Raw genomic sequence first — 16249 nt, forward strand, 5'->3', positions numbered from 1 at the left:
TCATGACGGAGGAGGAGATCGGGGCGCGGCTGACCGAGGCGCTCGGCGTCGGCGAAGCCTCGGTGTCCGCGGGGGGACGGTACGCCCGGGCCTGCGTCGACGTGCCGCCGGAGGCGTGGGTGGACGCGGCCAGGACCGCGCGGGACACGCTCGGCACGGTCTACTTCGACTTTCTCACCGGCGTCGACGAGGGTGACCAGGGATTCGCGGTCGTCGTCCATCTGTGGTCGCTGTCCGGCCGGTACGGCGTGCTGCTGCGGACCGTCGTGCCCCGGGCGGAGCCCACCCTGCCGACGCTGACCGGCGTGTTCCCCGGTGCCTCGTGGCCGGAGCGGGAGACCGCCGAGATGTTCGGGGTGGTGTTCGCCGGGCATCCGAATTTGGCCCCGCTGCTGCTGCCGGACGAATTCGAGGGGCATCCGCTGCGCAAGGACTTCATCCTCGCCGCCCGGGTCGCGAAGGCGTGGCCCGGCGCGAAGGAGCCGGGGGAGAGCGACGTCGGGGCGCCCGGCCGCCGTCGGAACCGGCCGCCGGGAGTGCCCGACCCCAACGAGTGGGGCCCGGAAGCGGGAACGCTGCCGCCGGAGCCCGCCGGCCGGGCGGCTCGGGGTGCGCGTGCCGATCGCCCGCCCCGCGCGGCGCGCCCGGAGCGCCCGGTGAGTGGCGACCGACCGGAGCGGCCGGAGCGGGCGCCTCGCACCGAGCGGCCCTCGCTTACCGAGCCGTCGTCGCCTGCCGAGCGGCCCTCGCTTACCGAGCCGTCGTCGCCCGCGGAGCGGCCCTCGCTTACCGAGCCGTCGTCGCCCGCGGAGCNCTACCGAGCCGTCGTCGCCCGCCGAGCGGCCAGCGCGGCCGGAGCGGGCGGAGCGGCCGGCTCGTGTCGAGCGTCCGGCGCCGGGGAAAGGCGCCGCGGTCGAGCGTCCGAATGAAGAACCGGAAGCCGACGACGGCGGGAGCGCCTGATGCCGACCTGGCTGGAGGTCGTGCTGCGGGTGCTGGCCGCGCTCGGCGCGTTCCTGACGCTGCCGCTGCTCGTGGGGCAGCTGGAGCACAAGGCGATGGCGCACATGCAGGGCCGCCTCGGTCCGATGTACGCCGGGGCGTTCCACGGCTGGGCGCAGCTGATCGCCGACGGCGTGAAGTTCGTCCAGAAAGAAGAGATCGTGCCGGCCGAGGCCGATCGTCCGGTGTTCCGCCTGGCGCCCGCAGTGAGCCTGCTGCCGTACCTGTTCGTCTTCCTGGTGCTGCCGCTCGGGCCGCACGGCCTTGTCGCCCAGCCGCTGGAGATCGGGCTCTTCCTGGTGCTGGCGGTGGTCGGCGTCGGGGTTGTCGGCGTGCTGATGGCGGCCTGGGCGTCGGCGAACAAGTACGCGTTGCTCGGCGGCGTCCGCGGGGCCGCGCAGCTGCTCGGTTACGAGTTGCCGTTCGTGCTGTCGGCGGCGAGCGTCGCGATGGCCGCCGGGACGCTGAGCCTGCCCGGCATCGTGGAGGCCTGGGAACCGTGGTGGCTGCTCTGGCAAGCGCCGGCCGCATTCGTCTTCTTCGTGGCCGGCCTGGCCGAGATCCGGCGTCCGCCGTTCGACATGCCGATCGCGGAGTCCGAGCTGGTCGCCGGGTACTTCACCGAGTACACCGGGCTGCGGTTCGCGTTCTTCCTGCTGGCCGAGTACGCCGGGATCGTGGTGATCTCCGGGCTGACGACGGTGCTGTTCCTCGGCGGCTGGCGTGGTCCGTTCGACGACGCGCACTTCGGCTGGTTGTGGACGCTGCTCAAGCTGTTCGCGGTGGCGTTCGTCGTGATCTGGGTGCGGGTGTCGTTCCCGCGTCTGCGCGAGGACCAGCTGCAGCGGTTCTGCTGGCTCGTCCTGGTGCCGCTGGCGCTGGCACAGCTCGCCCTCACCGCCGTCGTGAAGGTCGCCCTGTAGTTCGCCGAACCGTGCCATCGTGGCGTGGTGAGGGTGCGGCGGTGGGCGGCGTTCGCGGTGGCGTGCGTCGCGGTCGTGGCGCTGCTGTCGCTCTATCTCTGGGCCGGCGTCCCGATCCGGCGCGGACACGTGGCGGTTCCGCCGGCGGCGGCCGGCCCGGACGACGTCATGCGTGCGTACTTCGACGCGGTGGACGCGAACGACAAAGCGACGCAGCGCGCCCTGTGGGCAGCGGGCCGTGCGCCGGGAATCGACAGCGACGACGTGCGGACGGTCACCGGCGTCCGAGTCGTCGAGCAGGACGCCTACGTGCCGTTGCCGGAGGACCCCGCGGAGCTGTCCGCTTACCGTGACGTCGTACGACTTCTGATGAGCTTCCGGGTGCACTACTGGCCGGTGCACGACGACCCGCAACAGCCGACGGCGACGTTCTATCTGCTGGTGCGCAACGGCGCGCACGAACCGTGGCGGATCTGGGGCGCCGGCGCGTTCGTCTGAGGCCGCAGTTCCGGGCGTGTGTGCGATTTCGTGGCCTGGAGCCCACGAAATGCGCATGCGCCGGGCTGCGAGTGTGGGCGGCGCGCTATGCCGGGGGGCGCGGAGCGGGCAGGATGCCACCCATGGGGATTCCGGGTGCCGGGCTGGCGAAGGGTTTGGCGGTGACGCTGCGGACGCTGTCCCGGCGTGCGCACACCCGGCAGTACCCGGACGTCAAACCGGACCTGCCCCCGCGCAGCCGCGGAGTGATCGCGCTGCTCGAGGAGAACTGCACGGTCTGCATGCTCTGCGCCCGGGAGTGCCCGGACTGGTGCATCTACATCGACAGCCACAAGGAGACCGTCGAGACGCCCGGCGCGGCTCGGGCGCGGCAGCGCAACATGCTCGACCGGTTCGCGATCGACTTCTCGCTCTGCATGTGGTGCGGGATCTGCATCGAGGTCTGCCCGTTCGACGCCCTCTACTGGTCGCCGGAGTTCGAGTTCGCCGAGTACGACATCAAGGACCTGCTGCACGAGTCCGACCGCCTCCGCGAGTGGATGTGGACGGTGCCGCCACCGCCGGCGCACGACCCGCTCGGCGAACCGGCGAAAGAGGTCGTCGCCGCGGATCGAGCGCTCGCCGCCCAGCGCGCCGCCGACGCCGCACGGGACGATGCCGCCGAGATCCGGGACGAGACCGGAACCGGCGAAGCGTCGTTGTGAGCGTTTCCACCCTCGGGATGTCGGTGAGGGCTGGCAGGATGCCCGCGTGACCGTGTGCCCCGAGCGCCTCCTCCGCTCCGCTCCTCGGTCGCTAGGGCTCCCTGCGATGCTCCCCCTGTCCCCGATTAGCGCAGTGGAGACGCTCTCGTGACCGTGACCGACGTCTTGATCGCCGCCCTGGGCGTGGTGGTCGTCAGCGCGGCGCTCGCGGTGGTCACGACCGCCCACGTCGTGCGGGCCGGGCTCTGGCTGGTGGTGGCGCTGGGTGGACTGGCCGGCGTCTACCTGGTGCTCACCGCCGAACTCGTGGCGTGGGTGCAGATGCTCGTTTACGTCGGTGCGGTCGTCGTGCTGCTGCTCTTCGCGGTCATGCTCACCCGGGCGCCGATCGGCGCCAGCCCCGATCTGAACCGGGCCCGGCTCCCCGCGTTCGGCGTCGGCGCCGGTGCGGGCGTCGCGCTGATCGCACTGCTGGTCCACGCCTACCGCTGGACCTACGTCGATCTGGACGACGTCCCGGAGGGCACCGCCGAGCAGGTGGGGACGGAGATCTTCCGGCAGTGGGTGCTGCCGTTCGAGGTGCTGTCGGTGCTCCTGCTGTCGGCGCTGGTGGGAGCGATCGTGGTGTCGTCGCGGCGATCCGGCTCCGCGGGGGGACGCTGATGCATCCGGTCGTGCCGTACGTCCTCGCGGCGGTGCTGTTCGGAATCGGCCTCTACGGCGTGCTCGTCCGGCGGAACTTGCTGCTGCTGCTGATGGCGGTCGAGCTTCTGCTCAACGCTGTCAACTTGATCCTGGTCACCGCCGACGTCTCGACCGTGGGCGTGCCGCGGTCCGGCGCCGTGTTCGCGCTGTTCGTGATCGTGCTGGCCGCCGCGGAGGTCGGCGTCGGACTGGCGTTGATCCTGCAGCTCTACCGGCTGCGGCAGACGGTGGCCGTCGACCGAGTCGACATCGGAGACGGGGCCGGCCGGGCCGACGTCGAGGCCGGAGCCGACGGGGTCGACGCGGATCAGTCGGTGGAGGGACGCCGGTGAACGCCGACGTCGCGCTCGCCGCCGCGCTGCCTGCGCTCCCCGGCGCGGCGGGGTTGGCCGGTCTGCTGCTGCGTCCGGCGGGTCGCCGGTGGGCCGCCGCCCTCGGAGTGACCACCGCAGCGGCGGCTCTGGTCGTCGCCGCCGTGCTCCTGTCCCGGATGATCGACGCCGGCACGATGCCGCGGCGCTACGCCGACTACGTGCCTGGCGGCGACACGCAAGACGTGGACGCCGCGACCCGGCTCGCCGACTTCGGCACGCTGGAAGTGCTGCTCGCGGTGCGGGTCGACGTCGCGGCGGCGGTCGTCGCGGTGATGGTGTGCGTGGTCGCGCTCGCGGTGCAGGTCTACTCGGTCGCGTACCTGCACGACGACGACCGCTTCGGTCCCTACGCCGCGCAGGTCTCGCTGTTCACCGCCGCGATGCTGCTGGTCGTCGTCAGCGGCGACTTGTTCCTGCTGCTGATCGGCTGGGAGGTGATGGGCCTCTGCTCCTACCTGCTGATCGGCCACGACCGCAGCCTGCCCGAGGCCCCCGGCGCGGCGGTGAAGGCGTTCCTGGTCACCCGGGTCGGCGACGTGGGTTTCCTGCTCGGCGTGATCGTCCTGGGCGTGGCGGCCGGCTCGTTCCGGATCGCCGACATCCTGGCCGCGGACCTCGGCCACGGGACGCTGCTCGTCGCGTGCCTGCTCCTGCTGGCCGGCGTGGCAGGCAAGTCGGCGCAGTTCCCGCTGCACACCTGGCTGCCGGACGCGATGGCCGGCCCGACGCCGATCAGTGCGCTGATCCATGCGGCGACGATGGTCGCGGCCGGTGTGTACGTGGTGTTCCGCCTGTTCCCGCTGTACATCCGCGCGCCGGGGGCACTCGCTGTGCTCGGTGTGGTGGCGGCCGTGACGATGCTGCTCGCCGCGTGTGCCGCGCTGGCCCAGGACGACATCAAGCGGGTGCTGGCCTGGTCGACCGTCAGCCAACTCGCGTACATGACCGGCGCGCTCGCGGTCGGCAACAGCGGTGCCGCTCTGCAACACCTGCTCACCCACGCCGCGTTCAAGGCGCTGCTGTTCCTCGGCGCCGGAGCCGTGATCCACGCGGTCGCGTCCAACTCGATGGCCGCGATGGGCGGTCTGCGCCGCACCATGCCGGTGACGTTCTGGACGATGACGATCGGCCTCGCCGCGCTGGCCGGTCTCCCGCCGTTCTCCGGATTCTGGACGAAGGAGTACGTGCTGGGCGCCGCCGAGGAGGCCGCCGCCGGACACAGCTCCGGGGAGGTCTGGGTCGGGTGGGTGGTGCTCGTCGCCGGTCTCGTGACCACCGCACTCACCGGCGCCTACGCCGCCCGCCTGTGGCTGCGGACGTTCTTCGGCACCTACCGGGGCACCGCGACACCGCACGACCCACCGGCCCTGATGCGCTGGCCCGTGCTCCTGCTCGCGGTGCCGGCCGCGCTCGGCGGTGCGGTGGTGCTCTGGCACGTCGATTCCGGCGTCGGTTGGTACGCCTACGTGTCACCCGGGCGCCTCGTCGAGATCGTGCCGCTCGGCTCGTTCGAGTTGCACCCGTTGCTGGCGCTCGCCGCCACCGCGCTGGCGCTGCTCGGGGTGGGCGCGACCTGGTGGCGGTGGCGCCGGGACGCCGACGTCGTCCCGCGCGCGCTGCGGCCCGCGTTCGCGGCGGCGTTCGGTATCGACGCCGTGCAGCGTGCGCTCGTGGTGCGACCGGTACGGATGCTGGCTCGCCTGGCCCGGGTCGGCGACGCCCGTGCGGTCGGCGGCACGGCCCTCGGCACCGGACGCAGCGCGCTGCGGATCGGCCGGACGCTGGCCGGTGCGCACGCCCGTGGCCTCGGTGGTTACGTGACGACGGCGCTGGCCGGGGGCGTGCTGCTCGCGGTGCTCGCGGCGGTGGGGGTGCTCCGGTGAGCGCGCTGCTGGTGGCACTCCTGGCGGTGCCGGCGCTGGGTGCGGTGGCGCTGGCGTTCTGGCCTGCCTCCGCCGAGCGGGCGGCGCGGTGGTTCGCGGTCGCGGTGACCGGTGCGGTGTTCACGGGCGCGCTGGTGCTGCTGGGTGGGCGAACGACCGGGCCCGGGCCCTGGACCGAGTTCGACGTGCGGTGGGTCCCCAGCCTGGACGTGCGGCTGCACTTCGGCGTGGACGGCATCTCTTGGCCGCTGATCGCGTTGACCGGACTGATCTTCCTGCTCTGTGCCGTGTACTCACTCCGGCACGTGCCGAAGCCCGGCAAGCCACGCACGCTCCTGGCTCTGCTGCTGGCCCTGGAGTGCGGCGTCCTCGGCGTTTTCCTCGCGCTGGACGCGCTGGTGTTCTTCCTGTTCTTCGAGGTCACGCTCCTGCCGATGTTCGCGGTGATCGCGATCTGGGGCGGTTCGGGCCGACGCTCGGCCGCGCGACAGTTCCTGCTGTACACGCTGTTCGGATCGGTCCTACTGCTGGTCGGCGTCGTCGCGGCCACGATCGCTCGAGGTACCGCCGATCTGGTCGCCTGGGCCGGGGAAACCTCTCCGATGTCCGAGCGCGGCCAGATCGCGGTGTTCGTCGTCCTGCTGGTCGCGTTCGCGGTGAAGAGCCCGCTCTGGCCGCTGCACAGCTGGCTCCCGGACGCCCACACCGAGGCGCCGACGGTCGGTTCGGTGGTGCTGGCGGCGGTCCTGCTGAAGATGGGCACCTACGGCCTGATCCGGGTCGGGCTGACCGCCGCACCCGAGGGAGCGCAGGCGGTTGCCCCGGTGCTCGGGGTGCTGGCGGTGGCCGCGATCATCGTCGCCGGGCTGGTGTGCCTGGCGATGGGCGAGCTCAAGCGGCTGATCGCCTACTCGTCCGTCGGTCACATGGGCTTCGTCCTGCTCGGTATCGCCACGCTCAGCACGCCGGGGCTCCAGGCGGCACTGTTCGGCAACGTCGCGCACGGCGTCCTCACCGGGCTGTTGTTCTTCCTCGTCGGGGCCGTGAAGGACCGCTACGGCACCGGTGACCTCGACCGGCTGGGCGGTCTCGCCACGGTCTCCCCGTGGCTGGCCGGCCTGCTCGGCTTCGCTGCGGTCGGCAGCCTCGGGCTGCCCGGCCTTGCGGGTTTCTGGGGCGAGGCGTTCGCCGTGGTCGGGGCGTTCGAAGGCTCGGCCTTCTTCAAGGTTCTCGGCGTCGTGGCTGCGCTCGGTGCCGCGCTGGCCGCCGCGTACTTCCTCCGTCTGCTCCGGCGGACGACGGTGGGCCCGCTGGGCTCCGCGGTGGTTGCCGACGCACCCCGTCTGGACGCGATCGAGCTGGCCGCCTGGGCGCCGCTGGTCGTGCTGGCGCTGGTGCTGGGCCTGGCGCCGGATCTGTTGCTGTCGTTGACCGCGGCTCCGGTCGAGGCGCTGGTGGGCACGGTGGCGCGATGACAGCAGTCCAGAGTGTCGACCATGCAGCCTTGGCGCCGGTCTACGCGCTGACCGCGGCGGCGGTGCTGGCGCTCGTGGTCGATCTGATCCTCGGCCACGGCAAGCGGTGGGCCGGGCCGGTGCTGCTCGGCGTCGGGGCACTCGGGCCGCTGGTCGCGCTGGTGATCTCGCTCGCCGTGGGCACGGACCGGCGGGGCACGTTCTGCACCCCGAGCGGTGTCCTGCCGGGTGGGGTGCGGGTCGGGCCGTCGTGCTCGTTCGTCGTCGACTCCGCGTCGGTGGCGGTGACCGTGCTCGGGTGCGCGCTGGCGTTGGTGGTGCTGGCGCTGTCCGTGCCGGTCGTTCGGAGTGCGGTGGTGCCGCCCGGGGAGTACGTCTTCCTGTTGCTCTGCTCGCTGATCGGCCTCGTCGTGCTCGGCTCGGCCCGCGACCTGCTGACGCTGCTCATCGCGATCGAGACGCTGACGCTGCCGGTCTACGTCCTGGTCGGCCTGGTGCGACGAGCGGGCACGGAACCGGGCGACCCGGCATCGGCCGAGGCGGCGGTGACGTTCTTCGTCACCTCGGTCGTCGCGACGACGCTGACGCTGCTCGGCATCGGCCTGCTCTACGGCGTTGTCGGGGCCGTGCACCTGGATCGGGTCGCGGCGGCACTCGCCGGGCGGCCGGACGCGCGGGACCTCCCGCTCGTCGGTGTGGCGGCGGTCCTCGTCCTTGCCGGATTGCTGTTCAAACTCGCCGCGGTGCCGTTCCACGCCTGGGCGCCCGCCACCTACGACGGAGCACCGCTGCCGGTCGCGGCCTGGCTCGCCACCGGGTCGAAGCTCGGCGGCGCGGTCGCGGTAGTTGTGACCGTGACCACCGCACTCCGCCCAGTGGTTGATGTGCTCGGCCCGGTGCTGGCGGTCGTGGCGGTGGTCACGATGACGGTCGGCAACCTGGTCGCGTTGCGGCAGCGCCGGCTGGTGCGGCTGTTGGCGTGGTCGGCGGTGGCGCAGACCGGTTACCTCCTGGCTCCGCTCGCGGTTTTTGTGTCCGCGGAGGGCCGGAGCGACGCCGATGTCCGGGACGCGGTGGCCGGTGTCGCCGGATTCACCGCCTTCTACCTGGTCGTCAGCGTCGGAACGTTCGCCGCTGTGGTGGCGTTGCGGGGCGCCGGCGCGGGCGGCACGCTCGACGACCTGGCCGGGGCCGCGAGGCGGGCGCCATGGGCCACCGCAGCGTTCGTGCTCGGCCTGGCCGGGCTGGCCGGGTTGCCACCGGGCCTGGCGGGACTGTTCGCCAAGGTCGTGGTGGTGCAGGCCGCACTGGACGGATCGGCGGGCTGGCTGGCGGTGGTGATCGGCCTCAACGCGGTGGTCGGCTTGGCGTACTACGCCCGGGCGGGGGCCGCCTGCTTCACGCCGGCGCCGGTGCCGGTTCGGACGCCGGCGTTCGCCGGAGCCCCGGCGAGTGTCGATACGGCGGGGGATATCGAGCCGGGCGAGGCCGTGGTCGCCGACGCCGAATCGGCCGCTGGCCGAGCCCCCGGATCGTTGGTGGTGGCCGTTGCGGTGGGGGTGACGGCAATCGCGGGAGTGGTGCTCGGCGGGTGGCCGCAGTGGGTGTTCGAGGTGGCCGAGTCCGTGGCGGACGCCCTGACCTGACCGACCGCGGTCGGGTGTGAGCTGGGTTAACGGCGGGAACGTCGGGGTCGTACCTCGCGTTCTACCGATTGCCGGAGCTATTCCGCTCCGTGCTCACCGCCTGGAGGAATGGTGCACCACCACTTCAACGGGCTGAAGACTGCGCTACTGCTCGGTGTACTCAGCGGTGCGATCCTGGCCCTCGGGTACTGGCTCTTCGGTTCGACCGGCTTGGTCATCGCTGCGGTCGTCGCGATCGGGATGAACGGGTTCAGCTACTTCTACTCGGACAAGCTGGCTCTCCGCTCGATGCGCGCGTACCCGGTGAGCGAGGTCGACCAGCCCGCGCTCTACGCGATGGTGCGCGAGCTCGCGACCATCGCTGGTCAGCCCATGCCGAGGCTCTACGTCAGCCCGACCAACCAACCCAACGCGTTCGCGACCGGACGCAACCCACGGAACGCGGCGGTCGCGGTCACCGACGGGATCATGCAAATCCTGACGCCGCGCGAGCTGCGGGCCGTGATCGGGCACGAGCTGTCCCACGTCTACAACCGCGACATCCTGATCTCGTCGGTCGCGGGTGCGCTCGCCACGATGATCACGATGCTGGCGAACATCGCGTTTTTCATCCCGCTCGGCGGCGGTGACGACGACGACGCACCGAACCCGCTCGTCGTGCTGCTGACGCTGATCGTCGGGCCGATCGCGGCGGCGCTGATCCAGTTGGCGATCAGCCGGAACCGTGAGTTCCAGGCCGACGCCGACGGCGCGAAGCTGTCGAACGATCCGCTGGCACTGGCCAGCGCGCTGCGGAAGATCCACATGGGGACGCAGACGCTGCCCCTGCCGCAGGAGTCGCGGCTGCTGTCGGCGAGTCACCTGATGATCGACAACCCGTTCCGGAAGAGCGGCGTGGCGGGCTTGTTCAGTACGCACCCGCCGATGGAGCAGCGGGTAGCGCGGCTGGAGGACATGGCTCGCTACATGCCCGCGCCGGGCGCCCCGACGGACTACCGCCGCTAACCCGCGCCGACGCCCGCTCGGAGCCACCCCGGGCGGGCCTCCCGCGCCCGCCGCCGGGCTCGCGGTGAGGGCGGATTCGGGAAGGCCCCCGCTCGGGGCGGGCGGTGAGGTGCCTTTTCGGGAAAACGAACCGGCAAGGGCGGCGCCGAGAGGTCAGCGGGCTGCTTTCTGGCGGCGACGGTAGGCCGAGACGGTGGTGCGGCTCGCGCACGTTTCGGAGCAGTACCGGCGGGAGCGGTTGCGGGACGTGTCGACGAACACGTCCGCGCAGTCGGTGGCCGCACAGACCCCGATTCGGTCGCGCCCGTGTCGGACGATCAGGTTCGCCATCGCCATCGACACGGTGGCCCCGAGCTGTTCGACGAGCGGCGCGTCGTCGTCGGAGTAGTGCAGGTGCGGTGTCCCGTCGTGGTTCGTCGCGCGCGGTACCGGCTTGCACTGCTGGAGCAGCGCGTTCAGCCGGTCGACCGACTCGGTGTCGGTTCCGGCCGAGGCGATGTTCCGCAGGCAGTGAGAGAGTTCCGCGATCGAGGCGACGTCCGGCGCGGTGAGGGTCCGGGACGCCTGCTCACTGAACCAGTCGGTGTGCGTGGCCACGAACGTTTCGCAGGCCGCCCGCAGTTCGTCGCCGTCCGGAGTGACGCCGGCCACCGCGGCGTCGCGCGCGGCAGCGAGGTTGGCGAGGTCCACCGCGAGCTGCAGAGCATCTGCGTTGTAAGTGTCGTATTCCATTTGGCCACCTACCGCATCCAGAGGTAGTGTCGGTCCAAGTGTAAGGGTCTAACACGTTAACGCCCAATACAAAGCCGCGCAGGCGGACTTGCTCACGACGACGTCTGACGTGCGTCGACATTGAAGAAAACGGAGGATCGACGCACATGCGCCGGTACGTGGAATTGTGGCGCTTGCCGTCGGCCCCGCTGCTGATCGTCGCCGGGATCGTCGGCCGGTTACCGGGTGGCATCGCCCCGTTGGCGTTGCTCCTGTTCCTCGCCGATCGAACCGGCTCGTACGGAGTGGGTGGGGTCGCGGTCGGCGTTTACGGACTGACCACCGCAGCCGTCGCCCCACTGCTGGGGCGGCTCGCCGACCGGCGTGGCTTCACCGCGGTCCTGGTCGGCACCGGCCTGGGGTACCCGCTGGCCGTCGGCATTCTGGTCTTCACCGCGCTGGCCGAGGTCCCGGTCGTTCTGATGTTCCTCGCGGCGGCCTTGGCCGGCGCGCTGGTTCCGCTGCTCAGCTCCTCGCTGCGCGCGATCTGGACCGACCTGACCGCCTCGGCGGACTCAGATGGCTCCGCCAGCGGTGACTCGACGCGCCAGACCGCGTTCGCGTTGGACGCGATCGCGCTGGAGGTCGTCTGGATGACCGGTCCGGTGCTCGTGGCGGCTGCGGTGGCCACGACGTCGGCGACCTGGGGTCCGGTGATCGCCCTCGCCGGCGCCGGGGTGGCCGCGCTGGTCGGTTCGCTGGCCGTCGCCGCCAGTCGGCCGAGTCGGCGCTGGCGTCCGCGCCCGGTCTCGTCGGGCACGGTCCGGCGCAACCCGCTGCGGGCCCGAGGCATGGCTCCCGCGCTGGTCGCGGCGTTCGCTCTGCTGTTCGGCACCGGTGCGATCGAGGCCGCGATCGCAGGCTTCGCCGACGGGCAGGGAAGGCCCGCGCTCTCAGGCGTCCTGCTGTCGGTCTGGAGCGTCGGGAGCGCGATCGGTGGCCTCTGGTTCGGCGCCCAGCGGTTCGCGGTGCCGATCGTCCGCCAGTACCGGTGGACGCTGGCCGCCTGCGCCCTCGGCTTCGCGCCGCTGGCGTTCCTGGGCAACGCCTGGCTGATCGGCGTCGTGCTGTTCCTCGGTGGTACTGCGTTCGCGCCGGCGATCACCGTCCAGAACTCGCTCGTCGCCGAGCTCGCCCCGCGCGGAACGCTCACCGAGTCGTTCACCTGGCTGACGACCGTCACCTACTCGGCCGTCGCCGCCGGGACCGCGGTCGGCGGCGTGCTCGTCGACCGGCCGGGTGGCGTCACCGCCGCCCTCCTCCTCGCCGCGGTGACCGCGGTAGCCGCGTGGGCGATCGTCGCGTGGCCCGGCACTGGATTGCAGGCGAACAAGCTTTCGGAGGTGTCGTCATGAGTGATCTCTCCTCGACCGGCGACCGGAGAGGCTTCAACGCAGGCTTCAGCCGGTACGCCGACGTCTGGCGGCTGCCCGGCGGTCGCACGCTGCTGATCGGCAGCGTCCTCGGGCGGCTCCCGATCGGGATGGCGCCGCTGCTGCTGGTCCTACTGGTCGAGGGTTCGACCGGGTCGTACACGGACGCCGGCATCGCGAGCGCCGCTTACGCGGTGGCGAACGCGATCGTCGGGCCGGTGCTCGGTCGTCTCGCCGACCGGTTCCACCCCGTCCCGGTGCTGCTGGGTACCGCGATCGCGTGGCCGATCGCCGCGGGCGGCGTACTGGCCGCGACCACTGCGGACGCGCCGGCCCCGGTGCTGTGGGCGACGTCCGCGCTGCTCGGTGCCTGCCTCCCGCCGCTTACCGCAACCGTGCGGAGCGTCTGGACGGAGCTGACGACCGGCCCGACGAGCGGGCTGCGGGAGTCCGCGCTGGCGCTGGAGACCACCGCGTTCGAGCTGGTGTTCGTGCTCGGGCCGATGGTCGTCGGTGCGCTGGCCGTGGTGACCGAGCCGACCGTCTCCCTCGTCGTGGCGGCGGTGCTGGCACTCGGCGGAACACTGGCAGTGGCGGCCGGGCGGGCGACGCGCGGATGGCGGCCCGACCCGGGACGCCCCGCCGCGCGAGGGCTCGGACCCGCGGTCGCACTCGGAATGCCGCTGCTGCTCGCCGTCTCCTCGGGGCTGGCGTTCGCGTTCGGCGTCGTCGGGGTCGCGATCCCGGCGTTCGCCGCGGAGCGGTCCGGTGGGGACGCCGACGGGCTGGCCGGGCTGCTGCTCGGTCTCTGGGGAGTCGGCAGCGTGACTGGTGGGCTCTGGTACGGAACGCGGCAGTTCCGCCGATCGCTGCCGACGCAGTGGGCGGTGGCGCTCGGTGCGGTCGCGGCCGGGCTGGCCACGCTGGCGCTGGTGCCGTCCGCCGGGGTGATGGCGGTCGCGCTGCTGGTCGGCGGCCTGACCTTGGCGCCCGCGCTGACGGTGGAAAACGCGCTGGTGTCGCGGATCGCTCCGGCCGGAATGGTGAACGAGGCTTACACCTGGGTCGCCACCGTCGTGTTCGCCGCCTCGGCGGCGGGGGCTGCGGTGGCTGGGGTGCTCGTCGAGCAGGAGTCGGGGGTGGCGCTCGCGTTCACGCTCGCGGCACTGACCACCGGAGCCGGGGCGGTCGCCGCCGCCTTGCCCCGCAGCGCTCTGCGCCGGGTGACCACGCGCACGGCCTGATCGCCCGCGGCGCCACGCCTGAGTGCCGAGCGTCGCCGTGGTGCGCGTCCTGGTTGTCGCCGTTTCCGGGTGCCCGCCGAGATGGTTGGCGTGGATTCCGTGCCATGGTCCGGGATTCACGCCAACACTGCACGCGCAGCCCGGAAAACGCGACAACCAGGCCCGATCGACCCGGCAAACGACATCCATCAGCGCGCCACCCGGCCACTACCTCTGCCGAGCAGTTACGGCCCGCAACTGCGGAAATGAGGAGCGTAAGGATGGATTGTGAGACCTGCTTCGGTTAACCCCGGGGCAGGTCTTCACACTGAGGGGGTACAACCCCGTCGACCGGAGGTGGACGTGCGAGCTGACCAGGTGACCGATGCGTGCGCGGAACACGGCGAAGGACCGGTCTGGGACACCGGGAACGGCGTGCTCCGCTTCGTCGACATGCTGGTGGGCGCGGTCCTCACGTTCGACCCGGTGACCGGCGAACTGACCAAGCGCGTCGTCGCCGACGTCGCCGCCGCCCTGCGTCCGCGCCGGGCCGGCGGGTGGGTGCTCGCCACCCAGCGCGGCTTCGCTTTGCTGGGCCGGGACGGTCTCGACGCGCCGGACGCCGAGCCGACCTGGATCGAGGCGTTCACCGACAAGTCCATCCGGATGAACGACGGTGGCTGCGACGCACAGGGCCGGTTCTACTGCGGGACGATGGCCTACAGCCAGGAGCCGGGTCGCGGCACGCTCTACCGGCTCGATCCCGACCGCTCCGTGCACGAGGTGCTGACCGACCTCACGGTTTCCAACGGCCTGAGTTGGACGCAGGACGGCGCCCGGGCGTACTTCGTCGACTCGCCGACCAAGCGGGTCGACGTCTTCGACGCCGACCCGGCGACCGGGACGCTGCACAACCGGCGTCCGTTCGCCCGCATCGACGACGGCACGCCGGACGGCCTCACGATCGACGCGGACGGCGGCGTCTGGGTGGCGCTCTACGGTGCCGGCACCGTCCACCGCTACGACCCGCACGGCACGCTCGACCTCGTCGTCGAGGTGCCGGTGAGCCAGCCGACGTCCTGTGCGTTCGTCGATCGTGACCTCTACATCACGACGACCAGGGAGAATCTTCCGGAGGGCGCCGAGCCGCAGGCCGGTGCGCTGTTCCACGTCCGGCCCGGCGTCCGAGGCCTGACGCCGTTCGGGTTTGGCGGTTAGGTTTCGAGGGTAGTTACTGAAGTTTCAGTGTTGTCCCGAGGTGCCAGGCGGGGTGCCCGAGTAACTGGGACAGCCGCCTCTGTTGGTCGGGTCGGCCGGACGGCCAGGGTAAGGAGCATCCAAGTCGCCGATGGCGACGGTCGGCGAGGACGCCGGTCGGCCATCGCGCGGCCATTCGGTTCTCCCCCTGAAGGGATACCGCGATGCTCCCGCAGGTCGTCCGCACAGAGTTCCTCCCCCTGGTGGAAACACAGCTGACGCACCAGGACGCCCTAATGGGACGCCCGAACGTGGTCGGGGTGGGCCTCGGCCACAAGTACAGCGGCGGTATCAACACCGGGGAGCGGGCGATCACGGTCCTCGTCCACCGCAAGATCGACGCCCGGTATCTCGCACCGAAGGCGATGGTGCCGACCGAGCTCGAGGGCGTTCCGACCGACGTGCAGGAGGTCGGGCTGATCCGGGCCGGCGGTGGCCCGCCGCCCTGGGCCGACCGGGGCGCCACCGCGTCGCTGGGTGTCGGCCCGTTCCAGCTCGGACAGCGGGTGCGGCCGGCGTTCGCCGGGGTCAGCGTCGGGCACTACCGAGGCAACGCGGGCACGCTCGGCACCGGGTGCTTCGACGTGCTCCCGCAGGCCGCCGATCCCGGCCGGTACTACATCCTGAGCACCAACTACGCCCTGGCCGACTGCAACGCCGGCCGGACGGGGGACCCGATATTGCAGCCGGCCCTGGTCGACGGTGGCCGATACCCAGCCGACGTGATCGGCGGGCTGGTGCGCTTCGTGCCGATCCAGTTCCACGACGGTGCCCGCAAACCGGTCAACCTCGTGGACGCGGCGATCGCCGAGGCGGTGCACGACGCCGACAGTCGGGTCTATTGGGCCGGCGAGGTGAAGACGCTCAACGCAGCACCGAACATCAACGACACCGTCCAGAAGTGGGGGCGCACGACCACCTTCACGACCGGACACGTACTGAACATCAACGCGACCGTCGACGTGCACTACGACGGTGATCGGATCGCCCGGTTCGGCCAGCAGATCGTGACGACCGGCATGTCCGCCGGCGGAGACTCCGGCAGCCTCGTCACCGACCCCGACGAGGGCGCCGTGGGCCTGCTGTTCGCCGGCTCCGGCCGGGTCAGCGTCCTCAACAACATCGCCGCCGTCCAATCGCTGCTGGGTGTCCGTGTCACCGAGGACTAGGCCACACCGGCGGCGTCGAACGACGACGTCCGGTAACGGGGGGTCGACCTCGCACTCGTGATCCGACGTGCCGCACGCACGAGGAGACGTCCCGCGACCCGCGGGACGCCTCCTCGCGCGGGAGCAGCCGGCGCGGGCCATCCGCCCGAACCGGACGCGTCCCGAGGCCGCACGCGAACCGATGCGGCACGACGGCCGTGTGGAGTAGCCCGCGCTCCTGCGAGCGAGGGCGCCGAGAGGA

Annotated in this window: 14 protein-coding genes and 1 pseudogene; 14 read left to right on the forward strand and 1 reads right to left on the reverse strand. The window is 71.9% G+C overall.

Features of this window, described 5'->3' with window-relative positions:
* The first annotated feature begins 2 nt into the window (after positions 1-2).
* The 10 genes and pseudogenes from ABEB28_RS36880 (at position 3) to htpX (ending at position 10215) form a co-directional block, all read left to right on the forward strand.
* Positions 3-929, forward strand: coding sequence for an NADH-quinone oxidoreductase subunit C (locus tag ABEB28_RS36880; protein ID WP_345732928.1), 927 nt, complete (start codon positions 3-5; stop codon positions 927-929).
* 33 nt (positions 930-962) lie between these two features.
* Positions 963-1925 (forward strand): complex I subunit 1/NuoH family protein, encoded by a 963-nt coding sequence (locus ABEB28_RS36885; RefSeq protein WP_345732929.1) that lies wholly within the window; start codon positions 963-965, stop codon positions 1923-1925.
* Between the two features lie 27 nt (positions 1926-1952).
* Positions 1953-2423, forward strand: a complete 471-nt coding sequence (locus tag ABEB28_RS36890) for a hypothetical protein (RefSeq protein ID WP_345732930.1) — start codon at positions 1953-1955, stop codon at positions 2421-2423.
* Positions 2424-2545: 122 nt separating this feature from the next.
* Entirely contained in the window at positions 2546-3127 is a 582-nt protein-coding gene (locus tag ABEB28_RS36895) for a NuoI/complex I 23 kDa subunit family protein (RefSeq protein WP_345732931.1), read from the forward strand.
* Positions 3128-3274: 147 nt separating this feature from the next.
* Positions 3275-3812 (forward strand): annotated as a pseudogene (locus ABEB28_RS36900) (NADH-quinone oxidoreductase subunit J family protein); the annotation flags it as partial.
* The gene (gene nuoK, locus ABEB28_RS36905; RefSeq protein WP_345732933.1) at positions 3790-4164 is read left to right on the forward strand and encodes an NADH-quinone oxidoreductase subunit NuoK; all 375 of its coding nucleotides are present in this window, start codon (positions 3790-3792) and stop codon (positions 4162-4164) included. The pseudogene ABEB28_RS36900 and the gene nuoK, both read left to right, overlap by 23 nt.
* On the forward strand, positions 4161-6089 hold the full coding sequence (locus tag ABEB28_RS36910; RefSeq protein ID WP_345732934.1) for an NADH-quinone oxidoreductase subunit 5 family protein: 1929 nt from the start codon (positions 4161-4163) through the stop codon (positions 6087-6089). Before nuoK ends, ABEB28_RS36910 begins: the two co-directional genes overlap by 4 nt.
* A complete protein-coding gene (locus ABEB28_RS36915; RefSeq protein WP_345732935.1) occupies positions 6086-7564 on the forward strand; it encodes a complex I subunit 4 family protein in 1479 nt (492 codons plus the stop codon). The genes ABEB28_RS36910 and ABEB28_RS36915 overlap by 4 nt, the downstream gene beginning before the upstream one ends.
* Positions 7561-9210, forward strand: a complete 1650-nt coding sequence (locus ABEB28_RS36920) for an NADH-quinone oxidoreductase subunit N (protein ID WP_345732936.1) — start codon at positions 7561-7563, stop codon at positions 9208-9210. Before ABEB28_RS36915 ends, ABEB28_RS36920 begins: the two co-directional genes overlap by 4 nt.
* A gap of 108 nt (positions 9211-9318) precedes the next feature.
* Positions 9319-10215 (forward strand): zinc metalloprotease HtpX, encoded by an 897-nt coding sequence (gene htpX, locus ABEB28_RS36925; protein WP_345732937.1) that lies wholly within the window; start codon positions 9319-9321, stop codon positions 10213-10215.
* 153 nt (positions 10216-10368) lie between these two features.
* Here the strand turns inward: htpX and ABEB28_RS36930 are convergent, their stop codons facing one another.
* The gene (locus tag ABEB28_RS36930) at positions 10369-10947 is read right to left on the reverse strand and encodes a CGNR zinc finger domain-containing protein (protein ID WP_345732938.1); all 579 of its coding nucleotides are present in this window, start codon (positions 10945-10947) and stop codon (positions 10369-10371) included.
* Positions 10948-11093: 146 nt separating this feature from the next.
* On the opposite strand from ABEB28_RS36930, the gene ABEB28_RS36935 reads away from it, so the two are divergent.
* From ABEB28_RS36935 to ABEB28_RS36950, 4 genes are all read left to right on the forward strand, one after another.
* Complete coding sequence (locus ABEB28_RS36935; protein WP_345732939.1) at positions 11094-12341, forward strand: MFS transporter; 1248 nt, start codon at positions 11094-11096, stop codon at positions 12339-12341.
* Positions 12338-13603: an MFS transporter gene (locus ABEB28_RS36940; protein WP_345732940.1), complete on the forward strand. Its 1266-nt coding sequence runs from the start codon at positions 12338-12340 to the stop codon at positions 13601-13603. Before ABEB28_RS36935 ends, ABEB28_RS36940 begins: the two co-directional genes overlap by 4 nt.
* 342 nt (positions 13604-13945) lie before the next feature.
* Positions 13946-14800, forward strand: coding sequence for an SMP-30/gluconolactonase/LRE family protein (locus tag ABEB28_RS36945; RefSeq protein WP_345732941.1), 855 nt, complete (start codon positions 13946-13948; stop codon positions 14798-14800).
* Positions 14801-15003: 203 nt separating this feature from the next.
* Positions 15004-16008 carry a chymotrypsin family serine protease gene (locus tag ABEB28_RS36950; protein ID WP_345732942.1) on the forward strand — a complete coding sequence of 335 codons (1005 nt, stop codon included), beginning with the start codon at positions 15004-15006 and terminating at the stop codon, positions 16006-16008.
* The last annotated feature ends 241 nt before the right edge of the window (positions 16009-16249 follow it).

It is taken from the genome of Cryptosporangium minutisporangium (genome assembly GCF_039536245.1).
GTDB classification, from domain to species: domain Bacteria; phylum Actinomycetota; class Actinomycetes; order Mycobacteriales; family Cryptosporangiaceae; genus Cryptosporangium; species Cryptosporangium minutisporangium.